Genomic DNA, 12,064 nt, shown 5'->3' with positions numbered 1-12,064 from the left:
CATTTTCATAATAAATACGTTTATGTATAATGTTTAATGATAAGGGGTGCAGATATGAAAAAATTACTATTTATCACTACAATTGTTATTTTTGCTATTACTTTGACTGCATGTGGAAGTAAATCAACTAAAGATTTAAAGGATTTTGAACATCAATATAAAGATGTTAAGCAAAAGCAAGAAAATGTTGAAGAAGTTATAGATAAGATACATTTAAAAGAGTTAGATAATTTGAGTAAAACAGATACGACCGATAAAAATAAAAAAGAATTTATTGCACTTCAAAAGGATATTAATAATTATCTCATTCCCGAATTTAAAAAATATAAGAAATCTACACAACAATTACCGGCAAAAACAAATGATGTTAAAAAACTCCGCGCAACTTATTTAGAAAGTGTGAAATCAAAAGAATCTTCAATCAAAGATTTAAAATCATTTGTCGATTTATGTAATCGTTCAATTAAAGATAATGAAGACATATTAGATTATACGAAACTTTTCGAGAAGAATAGATCGCAAGTAGAGTCCGACATCAATAAAGCTACAAATAAAAGTGATGCAGATCAATTAACGTCTAAGCTAGAGGCAAATAATAAACAATTAAAATCTACAGCTAAAAAATATCTCGATTCTTCTACAACTGATTCAGATTCAGCTAAGAAAGCAATCAATGATCACATTTCACCGTTGATTGACAAGCAAATTAAAGATATTAACCAAACAAATATATCTGATTCACATGTAGATAATGCGAGAAAAAATGCGATTGAAATGTATTATAGTTTACAAAATTATTATGATACGCGTGTAGACACAATTGAAGTAAGTGAAAAATTATCTAAAATTGATGTCGATAAACTTCCAAAAGAGGGTAAAGATATCTCTAACAAAGATAAAGACTTCAATCAACAATATAATGAGTTAAAAGAAAAAGTAAATTAGATGAGATTTATATTAAATAAAATAAAAATTGATGGTTAACATTACACAGCAGAGTGTGTATAATTGTACCCACTGAGATGATTTTTGGGATATGAATATCACGCATATGCTCATAAAATGTGATAAATATTTTTAGAGGTGAATAGAATGGCTATTAAGCTGAGTTCAATTGACCAATTTGAACAAGTCTTAGAAGAGAACAAATATGTTTTTATATTAAAACACAGTGAAACTTGTCCAATTTCTGCAAATGCGTATGATCAATTCAATAAGTTTTTATATGAAAGAGATATTGATGGTTACTATTTAATCGTACAACAAGAGCGTAAATTATCGGACTATATTGCTGAAAAAACAAACGTAAAACATGAATCACCACAAGCTTTCTACTTTGTAGATGGTGAAATGAAATGGAATGCAGATCATGATGATATTAACGTTTCTCAACTTGCACAAGCTGAGGAATAAATCAAATCATTATTTTTAAAGAAATAGAGCTTGTCATAGATATCGTTTGACGATAGTTTATGGCAAGCTTTTCGTATGTTATGAAAATCAAACGTAAAAAATGTATAATGTGTTAATGAATAAGTGTTAGCGCACAGTTCGTTTTTATAAATTTAAAAATGAAATGTAAACGATAATGTTAATGATTATTTGAACTTAACATATTGTTTATCATTCATCATCGAATAGAGAATATTTTATATTATTTAAGTTGTAAATCATTTTCCAAAAAGAGAAAAGATATAAGGTGGTTAAGACAATGAAAGTTTTAGTAGCCATGGATGAATTCAATGGAATTATTTCTAGTTATCAAGCGAATAGATATGTTGAAGAAGCGGTAGCAAGTCAAATTGAAGATGCAGATGTTGTTCAAGTTCCTTTATTTAATGGACGTCACGAGTTAATGGATTCTGTATTTCTTTGGCAATCTGGAAGTAAGTATCGCGTTAAAGCACATGACGCTGATATGAATGAAGTCGAAGCGATGTATGGACGTACTGATAGTGGAATGACCGTGATAGAAGGGAACCTATTCTTAAATGGAAATCAACCTATCGATAAGCGTTCAAGTTATGGTTTAGGAGAAGTTTTAAAAGCAGCACTCGATAATGATGCGAAACACATCATCATCTCTTTAGGTGGCATTGGCAGCTTTGATGCTGGTGCAGGAATGTTACAAGCACTTGGTGCAAAATTTTATGATGATGAGGCCAATATTGTTGATGTAAGTGAAGGCGCTTATAAGATTAAATACATTAGAAGAATGGATTTATCTAATATTCATCCTCAACTTGCAGAGGCGCGATTACAATTAATGTCTGATTTTTCAAGTCGTTTATATGGTAAACAAAGTGAAATCATGCAAACGTACCAAGCGCACGGATTAACTCAAAATGAAGCTGCGGAAATTGATAATTTAGTATGGTATTTTAGTGAATTATTCAAAAGTGAACTTAAATTAGCTATTGGTCCTATTGAACGTGGTGGCGCGGGCGGTGGTATTGCTGCTGTCTTGAAAGGATTGTATCAAGCTGAAATTTTAACTAGTCATGAACTTGTTAATCAAATTACGCATTTAGAAGATTTAATTGAACAAGCTGATTTAATCATTTTTGGTGAAGGATTAAAAGAAGATGATCAAATTCTTGAAACGACGACATTACGAATTGCAGATTTAACATCTAAATATCATAAACCTGCAATTGCAATTTGTGCGACAAGTGATAAGTTTGATTTATTTGAGTCACAAGGTGTGACAGCAATGTTTAATACATTTATAGATATGCCAGAAACGTATACAGATTTCAAAATGGGTATTCAAATTCGACACTATACTGTTCAAGCACTTAAATTACTCAAAACGAGTTTAAATCAATAAAGTTTATCAATTTTAAAAAAAGCGTCGGGCGAAATTCTAAACTTTTCGCCCGACGTTTTACTATCTATAACACTTTAATTACTTTCTTTTTTAGCAACCTCTTCGGCAATTCCTACTACAACTTGAACTGCTTTTTCCATTACATCAATAGAAGCATATTCAAACGGACCATGGAAGTTACCACAACCTGTAAAGATATTTGGAGTAGGTAATCCCATAAATGATAATTGTGAGCCGTCTGTTCCACCACGTATAGGTTCTGTGTTAGGTGTGATATCTAATTTCGCAAATACACGTTTAGGAATATCAATGATGTGATGTAAAGGTTTAATCTTTTCAGCCATATTGTAATATTGATCGTGAACATCAACTTTAACAGGATAACCTTCATAGTGTGTATTAATATCGTCGCGAATTTCCATCAAACGTTTTTTACGTAAGTCAAATTCCTTTTTATCGTGGTCACGAATAATATATTGAAGGGTCGCTTTCTCAACATTTCCTTCAAATTTCATCAGATGATAGAAACCTTCATAACCTTCTGTGCGTTCAGGGACTTCCTTAGGTGGAAGTAGGCTATTAAATTGTTGGCCTAAACTAATGGCATTGACCATCGCATTTTTAGCTGAACCAGGATGCACATTCACACCGTGACATGTCACCGTCGCTTCTGCTGCGTTAAAACTTTCAAATTGAAGCTCGCCAAATTGACTTCCATCCATTGTATAAGCGAAATCAGCATTAAAGCGTTCAACATCAAACTTATGAGGGCCTCTGCCAATTTCTTCATCCGGTGTAAATCCTATACGAATGCGTCCGTGTTTAATTTCTGGGTGCTCTATTAAATATTTAATGCCTTCCATAATTTCTACCACACCGGCTTTATCGTCAGCTCCAAGTAATGAAGTTCCGTCTGTAACCATGAGTGTATGTCCGATAAGGTGATTTAATTCTGGAAAGACGCTCGGGTTAAGCACACGGTTTGTTTTACCTAATTGAAGTGCTTGACCATCGTAGTTTTCAATGATTTGTGGGTTGACGCCAGTTGCATTAAAGTCTGGAGATGTGTCTACATGTGCTAAGAAACCGATTGTAGGTACGTCATAATCAACATTGCTTTCTAACGTCGCAAACAGGTAACCGTATTCGTCTATATCTGTAGATAATCCCAAAGTTTGAAGTTCACTTTCTAATAATCGTAATAAGTCCCATTGCTTTTCTGTAGAAGGTGTAGATTCTGAATTTGGATCAGATTGTGTGTCGATTTTTACATATCTTGTTAATCTGTCTATGATTTGTGCTTTCATTGTAATCATCCCCCTTAGAATTATACTCTGTTGTTCATATTATAAGATTTCTTATAAGTTTTACCTTTGATTTTACCATAATACTGTTTGATACGTGTGTAGATGTAGTAGATGATTTCTGAGACAAGAATACCAAAGGCGATGGCTCCGGAAATTAATGTGACTTCTAAGAAGGTGTTTACTGCGTTAGTATAATCGTTTGAAACTAAGTAACGTGTAGCTTCATATGCAGCGCCTCCTGGCACAAGTGGAATGATTCCTGGAACAATGAAGATAATGACAGGTCTTTTATAACGTCTGCTCATCGTATGGCTCATTAATCCTAATATTAGACTTCCTAGGAAAGAAGCGCCCACTTTCCCTAAGTCCATCCCAACAGTAAGTTGATAAATTGTCCAAGCGACTGCACCTACAAAACCGCAAGCGACAAGTAACTTTTTAGGGGCGTTAAATATAATTGAAAAAAGGACTGTGGAAATAAAGCTAATTGTAAAATGAAATAAGTAAAATAACATCGTTAACAGCCTTTCTTATAATAGTAATAATACAATTGCCACGCCGGCACCAATCGCAAAGGCAGTGAGTGCAGCTTCCACGCCACGTGACATTCCCGCAAGTAATTCACCAGCTAATAAGTCACGAATGGCATTGGTAATCAAAATCCCTGGAACGAGGGGCATTACACTGGCAATCGTAATAATATCTTGATTCTGAGCAATTCCTAATTTAGTGAAAATGGCAGCAATACTAATGACAACTGCTGATGCTACAAATTCTGAGAAGAATTTAATTTGAATGTATTTTTGTACAAAACTAAACGTTAAAAATGCTGCACCCCCAGCAATACATGCAATCCAGAAATCAGAAGCGGTTCCTCCAAACATAAATAAGAAAAAGCCACAAGCTACAAATGATGCGATGATATTCATTAAAAATGAATATTGTAATGATGCCTTTCTTAGGTGAATTAATTCAGTTTTAGCTTCATCAATTGTAAGTTGATTGTTGGAGATTTTTCGTGACAAACTGTTTGTTAGTGCGATTTTTTCTAAATCTGTGGTACGTTCGCGAATACGTATAAGTCTTGTACTCGTTCTATCATTAAGTGAAAAAATAATCGCAGTAGACGTAACGAAACTATATGTATCATGTAAACCGTAACTATGTGCAATACGATTCATTGTATCTTCAACGCGGTATGTTTCTGCGCCCGCTTCAAGTAAAATTCTACCTGCAATCAAGACTACATCAATCACTTTATTTTCATCGATAATAGTGATTGAATCTGACATACACGTTCACCTCCAAGATCGTTTTATTTTTTATGAACAATTGAAGTTTACAACTTGCGCCTGTAACTTTCAATAGACACCATGATTTTGATAAATGATTTCATATAAGTAAATGTGGTTTCTTATTTGAATAGGGATGACCGTAATCCGCTTAATAAATTTAAAAAAACTGCTATGCATAGATGGTATTTCAACACGTAGTTGAACATTCCTACATCTATGATAGCAGTATAATGACTTATAATTTAACTATAGGGTTAAACATGACTTTATTACGTCCTTCATTTTTAGCAACATGAACCATATCATCGGCATCTTTAAATACCTTACGTTGAGATTTGCGATCTTCTTGCGTTAAGTAACCAACACCAATTGAAACGGATAGTTTAATGACTTCTTTGTTTGGAAGATGGAATGATGATTTCTCCACTCCTGAACGAATGTTTTCTGCTAATTTAACACTTTGATCTAATGTATAATCTCGAATTACAACAGAAAATTCTTCGCCACCGTTTCTGAAAATTTTAAACTGATTTGGAACATAATTTTTTAATAGCTGTGACATTTGTTTAAGTACAGCGTCGCCTGATTGGTGTGAATAGGTATCATTAACATCTTTGAATCCATCAATATCGATCAGTAATAAAGCTAAGCTTTGATTCTTCTCTTCAGCTTGACTTGAAACTTCATTTAAATGTCTATCAAATTCTTTAACATTGCCTAAACCTGTAAGATAGTCATATTTGTCTTCATTTTCATAACGGTTAACCAATGAAAAGAAATGCCAAATATCAACAAATGTTATAGCGGAAGAGATTGTGATGATTAATGAAATTGGAATAAGTACAAGAATCTCGATTAAATCATAAATTGGGCTTACTAACGCTAAAATTAATAGAATAATGATACTTATTACATTTAAAATAAGTAAAGAGATGATGTCGTTTTGCTTTAAGAATGGTCCCACTGCGCTCACAATACCAGCTATGACGACTAAAGTGATGCCATAAATAATTGAATTGCCAAATATGAACACATCGACTAAGGCTACAATAAATGCTGAGGCGAGTGTATAAATCATATTTGTATAGCGTCCTAAGAATAGTAATGGAACAAAAGTTAAGTGAACGAGATATTCGTTTTTAAATGGAATGGGATATGCAGCTAAAAGTAAAGAAACGAGTGTCATTAAAACTGTTACATATTCTTTAGAAAACACCATTCTTTTGTTCTCTGAATATTGTAATCTGTGAAATAAGTATATACCTGCAACCATGACAGATATGTTGTAAACGATTGCTTCAAACATTTCTTAACCGACTCCTTCGTTGACCATTAGCTATTGTAAGTGAAAACTTACAATTTGTCATCACTTAGCATCAGAAATTTCATACATAAAATGGTATTTAATGTTAAAATGGTCGCTTAAATGGTATGATAGAAAAAATGTATTTGAATTGAAATTCGAAAGTGTATGATAAATTTTTTATTATACCTTAAGTTATAATTGAAAACTTTGTCGGGAAGGGCATTCCGATAGAAATGATACTAGGCTATAGGGGAGGGAGCGTTACTTACTCATTGTGGTAACGCTGATACGTCTAGAGGTAGTAACTAAAAAGAATTGTGTAGAAACGTCAACGCTATATCGTTGAAGAGAGGGTGAGAGCTACACAATAAATATTTAGATATTGATTAACTTATTTGATGAAGGTGAACTGATGTATACTTTACTACTCATAGCATTTACCATGATAGTCAGTTTAATAATTACGCCCATTATCATTGTAGTATCGAAGAAATTGGATTTGGTAGATCGGCCTAATTTTAGAAAAGTACATACCAAACCGATCTCAGTGATGGGTGGAACAGTCATACTATTCTCCTTTTTAATAGGCATTTGGTTAGGCCATCCTATTGAAAGAGAGGTTAAACCGCTCATATTAGGTGCTATTATTATGTATCTTGTAGGGCTTATCGATGACATATATGATTTGAAACCGTACATTAAACTTGCAGGTCAAATTGTTGCGGCAGGCGTTGTAACATTTTATGGTATTACGATAGATTTTATCTCATTACCAATGGGACCTACAATTCATTTTGGTATTTTTAGCATACCGATTACTATTATTTGGATTGTGGCGATTACGAATGCGATTAATTTAATCGATGGATTAGATGGTTTGGCATCTGGTGTTTCAGCAATAGGTTTAATGACCATAGGATTTATTGCAATTTTACAAGCTAATATCTTTATCATCATGATATGTTGTGTGCTTCTAGGCTCACTACTAGGGTTTTTATTTTATAATTTCCACCCAGCCAAGATTTTCTTAGGCGACAGCGGCGCGCTCATGATTGGTTTTATTATTGGCTTCTTATCTTTACTTGGTTTTAAGAATATTACGTTTATTGCGTTATTCTTCCCTATTGTAATCCTCGCTGTACCATTCATCGATACGCTGTTTGCAATGATTCGTCGAATGAAAAAGGGTCAGCATATTATGCAAGCTGATAAATCACATTTACATCATAAGTTACTAGCACTTGGATATACACATAGACAAACAGTGTTACTTATATATTCCATTGCAATTATGTTTAGTCTTTCGAGTGTGATTCTTTACTTATCACAACCACTCGGTGCGCTCATGATGTTTATCTTGATTATTTTCACAATAGAATTGATTGTAGAGTTCACAGGCCTAATAGATGATAATTATCGTCCAGTTTTAAATTTAATCACTAGAAAAGGAGACCGTAAGCAACATCGATATGATGAGCAACAGCCTCCTAAATCATAAGAAACACTATCGCGTGTGAGGAAAGTTGAGTAGAACACCTCATTCGCAATAGTGTTTTTTTAGGTTAATACTTTATTTCATTATGTTGTAGCAATATCAAAAGGAAGAAGTTTAATATCTTCTTTTTCAATATCGTAATTACCTGCTGTGATTCGGTTTAAAAAGTGAATGAATGCTTCGTAATCTTCCTTTACGACATCAATTTGATAACTTACTTTATCGGTATAAAATTGATTTCTTAGTATATAAGGTGTTGAGGCAAGTTCATATTCAAATTTGCCAGTTTGATCATAACTAAGTGTTACGGTTACTGGAACCGCTTCTTTTAATTCCACTCTTCCGGCATCGTAAATCACATCTCTTACTGCACCGCTATAGGCACGAATGAGTCCGCCACCACCTAATTTAATCCCGCCAAAATAACGTGTAACGACTACACATACATCGTGAACATCAAGTTTCTTTAATATTTCAAGCATAGGTATACCTGCTGTACCACTGGGTTCGCCATCATCGTTAGCTTTCTGGATATTCATTTCGGGACCAACTGTATAGGCTGAACAATTGTGTGTGGCATCTTTATGTTTAGATTTAATTTCGTTAATAAATGATTTTGCTTCATCTTCAGAATGGACTGGTTTGATATACGCAATAAATCGAGATTTATTAATGACATTTTCAATCGAATGCGCTTCTTTAATTGTAATCAATGGTTTCGCCATTTGTCTTTGTCACCTGCAATTCCGTTCAATTTTCACTAATATTATTATACACATAACTTTCGTGCGTCTAAATCATTTAAATAAGATTTTCTTTTTCAAAAAAATATTGTATTATGACTATGAGTATAATTGAGGAGGACTAGTATGAAGATTGCAGTAATGGCCGATTCAACAGGTTATTTACCACAAGAAATCATTGATAAATATAATATACCGATTGCCCCGTTAAGTGTGACATTTGATGACGGACAAACATTTACAGAGAACGATGATTTCTCAATTGACGAATTTTATAAGAAAATGGCTTCATCTAAGACAATTCCAACTACTAGCCAACCAGCAATAGGTGAATGGTTAGAAAATTACGAGAAACTAAAAAACGAAGGATACACTGATGTTATTGTGATAAATTTATCTAGTGGTATTAGTGGCAGCTATCAATCTGCAACACAAGCAGGTGAGATGATTGAAGGTATCAACGTACATACTTTCGATTCAAGATTAGCGGCAATGATTGAAGGTAGCTTTGTGATTTACTCACTACAATTAGTAGAAAAAGGGTATACAGCTGAGGAAATTATTAAAGAATTACATGAAATCAGAGAACACATTGGTGCATATCTTATTGTTGATGATTTGAAAAACTTACAAAAAAGTGGCCGTATTACTGGTGCACAAGCATGGGTCGGCACTTTATTAAAAATGAAACCTGTACTTCGCTTTGAAGAAGATGGTAAAATTCATCCACATGAAAAAGTGCGTACTAAAAAACGTGCCCTTAAATCGTTAGAAAATAACATCTTTGAATTAATAGAAGGTTTAGATGAAGTTACAGTATTCGTGATTAATGGCGATAAAACTGAAGAAGGAAAGGCATTCTTGCAACAACTTAAAGATGATCATCCTCATGTGAATGTTCAGTATTCTGAATTCGGTCCAGTAGTTGCTTCTCATTTAGGTTCTGGTGGTTTAGGTGTAGGTTACTTCCCTAGAAAAATTGAAATTAATTAATATTTTGAAATAAAGTCTGAGACATGAATAAAGATTAAGTTTTTACGACGAAAGTTTAGTGAAATCTTAATTTTTAAAGTTGTTTCAGGCTTTTTTTGTGAAAGAAGTGATATGAAATCAAACATTACGGTAAACTTATTTTTCCTACTGTGCAGTTAAATGGTGAGAAGATTGCTTACCATACAAAAGGGATTATCGATAAAGATGGACATCATTATTGTATTCAGTGCAGTAATGAAGATCATGATTACTTTTCCACTTATTATTCTTCATATTTAAAAGAAGAAATGATTTACTGCAGACGGTGTATTCAATTAGGAAGAATAGATAGTGTCACAGAATATCGAATTACAGAGAGTGTTCAGAACATCTCAGATGGTGCGTATGAGCTTCCCTTTACGTTGTCAGAACAACAACAATATGCATCGAAATCAATTGTTAATGCAATCAAACATTCAAAGAGTCTCTTATTATATGCGGTTACAGGCGCAGGTAAGACAGAAATGATGTTTGAAGGCATACGTTTAGCACGTCAGCTTGGTCATAATATAGCTATACTTTCACCTAGAGTCGATGTGGTCATTGAAATTAGTCAACGAATCAAAGATGCTTTCAAAAATGAAGAGATTGATATTCTTCATCAGAAACGTTCTCAAGAATATAATGGTCATTTTGTGATCTCGACTGTTCATCAATTATTTAGGTTTAAACAACATTTCGATACTATTTTCATCGATGAGGTCGACGCCTTTCCTTTATCGATGGATCCCCAACTCACCATTGCTATTCAAACTGCTTCCAAATCTATTTATTCTCACATTTACATGACGGCCACGCCTCCACGTCATTTACTACAACAAATGTCTTCGAATCAAGTAATTAAACTTCCTGCCCGTTTCCATAGACATCCGCTTCCAGTACCTCAATTTAAATATTTCAAATTAAATCAATCACGTGTGCAACCGCAATTATTAAATATTTTTCAGAAACAAATGGATCAACAACGGTATACGTTAGTATTTTTTAATCATATTGAAACGATGCACCAGACCTATCTTAAATATCGAACATTGATACCTAATTTAATAAGTGTTTCTAGTGAAGATGCGCACAGGTTTGAAAAGGTAGAAGCATTACGAAGAGGTGAACATTTCATCGTATTTACTACGACTATTCTTGAAAGAGGTTTTACTATGGCGAAGTTAGACGTCATAGTTATGAATGCTGAAACATTTGAAAAGGCTGCATTAGTACAAATTGCTGGACGAGTTGGACGTAAAATAGAAGCACCTCAAGGCCTTGTTTTATTTCTTCATGAAGGGGTCAGTCTGTCTATGATTTTGGCTAAAAAAGATATTGTATCGATGAATCGTTTAGGAATAGAAAAAGGGTGGTTAGATGTCTAGATGTTTACAATGTATGAATCCAATTCATGACGTGCTACATATTTATAATTTTTTTAAACCGCCTCGACAATTTTGTGAAGAATGCGAAAAAAAGTGGGCAGCAATTAAATTATTCAATGATGATGAAGAGAGATGCGCCCGATGTCTTAACTTGAAGAAGACTGATACACAGGTTTGTTTAGATTGTCAGTTTTTGGAAAATGATTTCCGCTTAATGGAACAATTATATTGTGACTATAAATATCAAGGAATAATGAAAGAAACAATACATCAATATAAATTTATGAGGGATTATGAACTTTCAAAAGTGTTGGCACAAAAATTAAAATTACCTCGAACAGACTATGATATGATCGTGCCTATACCATCTCCTTATGAGAGAGATGTAGAACGTACATATAATCCAGTAGCAACTGTTTTAGATAAAATGGGCGTTAAATATGTGAATATTTTAGGAACAAATCTACGACCAAAACAATCTAAATTAGGTAAATTAGAACGAGCGAAAGCGATGAATCCTTTTTATATCAAAGATGAAAAGATGGATTTAAGCGATAAAGTAATTTTACTTATTGATGATATTTATACTACAGGGTTAACAATACATCATGCAGGGTGTAAATTATCAGCATTAAATGTCAGAAAATTCAAAGTGTTTGCGTTTGCACGATAGGCTAAACGTGATAAAA

Annotated in this window: 12 protein-coding genes; 7 read left to right on the top strand and 5 right to left on the bottom strand. The window is 33.4% G+C overall.

Annotated features, from left to right (window positions below; all coding sequences use genetic code 11):
• The first annotated feature begins 54 nt into the window (after nt 1-54).
• The 3 genes from JMUB898_RS10515 to JMUB898_RS10505 all read left to right on the top strand — a co-directional run bounded on the left by JMUB898_RS10515 (nt 55) and on the right by JMUB898_RS10505 (nt 2,830).
• A complete protein-coding gene (locus tag JMUB898_RS10515) occupies nt 55-945 on the top strand; it encodes an EMYY motif lipoprotein (protein WP_037541183.1) in 891 nt (296 codons plus the stop codon).
• Nucleotides 946-1,092: 147 nt separating this feature from the next.
• Complete coding sequence (gene ytxJ / locus JMUB898_RS10510) at nt 1,093-1,413, top strand: bacillithiol system redox-active protein YtxJ (RefSeq protein ID WP_002441501.1); 321 nt, start codon at nt 1,093-1,095, stop codon at nt 1,411-1,413.
• 298 nt (nt 1,414-1,711) lie between these two features.
• Nucleotides 1,712-2,830 (top strand): glycerate kinase, encoded by a 1,119-nt coding sequence (locus JMUB898_RS10505; protein ID WP_002441504.1) that lies wholly within the window; start codon nt 1,712-1,714, stop codon nt 2,828-2,830.
• Between the two features lie 74 nt (nt 2,831-2,904).
• Here JMUB898_RS10505 and pepT read toward each other — a convergent pair whose 3' ends face one another.
• The 4 genes from pepT to gdpS all read right to left on the bottom strand — a co-directional run bounded on the left by pepT (nt 2,905) and on the right by gdpS (nt 6,738).
• Complete coding sequence (pepT, locus tag JMUB898_RS10500) at nt 2,905-4,137, bottom strand: peptidase T (RefSeq protein WP_037541185.1); 1,233 nt, start codon at nt 4,135-4,137, stop codon at nt 2,905-2,907.
• 20 nt (nt 4,138-4,157) lie between these two features.
• Complete coding sequence (locus JMUB898_RS10495) at nt 4,158-4,652, bottom strand: threonine/serine exporter family protein (protein ID WP_002441510.1); 495 nt, start codon at nt 4,650-4,652, stop codon at nt 4,158-4,160.
• A gap of 15 nt (nt 4,653-4,667) precedes the next feature.
• Nucleotides 4,668-5,429: a threonine/serine exporter family protein gene (locus tag JMUB898_RS10490; RefSeq protein WP_002441511.1), complete on the bottom strand. Its 762-nt coding sequence runs from the start codon at nt 5,427-5,429 to the stop codon at nt 4,668-4,670.
• Nucleotides 5,430-5,667: 238 nt separating this feature from the next.
• Nucleotides 5,668-6,738, bottom strand: coding sequence for a GGDEF domain-containing protein GdpS (gene gdpS, locus JMUB898_RS10485; RefSeq protein WP_002441514.1), 1,071 nt, complete (start codon nt 6,736-6,738; stop codon nt 5,668-5,670).
• Between the two features lie 412 nt (nt 6,739-7,150).
• Here gdpS and JMUB898_RS10480 point away from each other — a divergent pair, with 412 nt between their 5' ends.
• Nucleotides 7,151-8,236: a glycosyltransferase family 4 protein gene (locus JMUB898_RS10480; RefSeq protein ID WP_037541531.1), complete on the top strand. Its 1,086-nt coding sequence runs from the start codon at nt 7,151-7,153 to the stop codon at nt 8,234-8,236.
• Between the two features lie 80 nt (nt 8,237-8,316).
• On the opposite strand, the gene JMUB898_RS10475 is transcribed toward JMUB898_RS10480, so the two are convergent.
• Complete coding sequence (locus JMUB898_RS10475; protein WP_002441517.1) at nt 8,317-8,958, bottom strand: YigZ family protein; 642 nt, start codon at nt 8,956-8,958, stop codon at nt 8,317-8,319.
• A gap of 144 nt (nt 8,959-9,102) precedes the next feature.
• Here JMUB898_RS10475 and fakB1 point away from each other — a divergent pair, with 144 nt between their 5' ends.
• The 3 genes from fakB1 to JMUB898_RS10460 all read left to right on the top strand — a co-directional run bounded on the left by fakB1 (nt 9,103) and on the right by JMUB898_RS10460 (nt 12,048).
• Complete coding sequence (fakB1, locus tag JMUB898_RS10470) at nt 9,103-9,969, top strand: fatty acid kinase binding subunit FakB1 (RefSeq protein ID WP_002441519.1); 867 nt, start codon at nt 9,103-9,105, stop codon at nt 9,967-9,969.
• Nucleotides 9,970-10,118: 149 nt separating this feature from the next.
• Complete coding sequence (locus JMUB898_RS10465; RefSeq protein WP_002441521.1) at nt 10,119-11,375, top strand: DNA/RNA helicase; 1,257 nt, start codon at nt 10,119-10,121, stop codon at nt 11,373-11,375.
• Nucleotides 11,368-12,048 (top strand): ComF family protein, encoded by a 681-nt coding sequence (locus JMUB898_RS10460; RefSeq protein WP_037541187.1) that lies wholly within the window; start codon nt 11,368-11,370, stop codon nt 12,046-12,048. Before JMUB898_RS10465 ends, JMUB898_RS10460 begins: the two co-directional genes overlap by 8 nt.
• The last annotated feature ends 16 nt before the right edge of the window (nt 12,049-12,064 follow it).

Source organism: Staphylococcus caprae, assembly GCF_003966625.1.
Lineage (GTDB): Bacteria > Bacillota > Bacilli > Staphylococcales > Staphylococcaceae > Staphylococcus > Staphylococcus caprae.
The sequence above is the reverse complement of the archived record's forward strand: the minus strand, read 5'-3'. Positions and strand labels throughout refer to the sequence as shown.

What these genes read in the sequence shown, in the direction of transcription:
- JMUB898_RS10515 (WP_037541183.1), top strand. Translation starts at nt 55, where the DNA reads ATGAAAAAATTACTATTTATCACTACAATTGTTATTTTTGCTATTACT.
- ytxJ (WP_002441501.1), top strand. Translation starts at nt 1,093, where the DNA reads ATGGCTATTAAGCTGAGTTCAATTGACCAATTTGAACAAGTCTTAGAA.
- JMUB898_RS10505 (WP_002441504.1), top strand. Translation starts at nt 1,712, where the DNA reads ATGAAAGTTTTAGTAGCCATGGATGAATTCAATGGAATTATTTCTAGT.
- pepT (WP_037541185.1), bottom strand. Translation starts at nt 4,137, where the DNA reads ATGAAAGCACAAATCATAGACAGATTAACAAGATATGTAAAAATCGAC.
- JMUB898_RS10495 (WP_002441510.1), bottom strand. Translation starts at nt 4,652, where the DNA reads ATGTTATTTTACTTATTTCATTTTACAATTAGCTTTATTTCCACAGTC.
- JMUB898_RS10490 (WP_002441511.1), bottom strand. Translation starts at nt 5,429, where the DNA reads ATGTCAGATTCAATCACTATTATCGATGAAAATAAAGTGATTGATGTA.
- gdpS (WP_002441514.1), bottom strand. Translation starts at nt 6,738, where the DNA reads ATGTTTGAAGCAATCGTTTACAACATATCTGTCATGGTTGCAGGTATA.
- JMUB898_RS10480 (WP_037541531.1), top strand. Translation starts at nt 7,151, where the DNA reads ATGTATACTTTACTACTCATAGCATTTACCATGATAGTCAGTTTAATA.
- JMUB898_RS10475 (WP_002441517.1), bottom strand. Translation starts at nt 8,958, where the DNA reads ATGGCGAAACCATTGATTACAATTAAAGAAGCGCATTCGATTGAAAAT.
- fakB1 (WP_002441519.1), top strand. Translation starts at nt 9,103, where the DNA reads ATGAAGATTGCAGTAATGGCCGATTCAACAGGTTATTTACCACAAGAA.
- JMUB898_RS10460 (WP_037541187.1), top strand. Translation starts at nt 11,368, where the DNA reads ATGTCTAGATGTTTACAATGTATGAATCCAATTCATGACGTGCTACAT.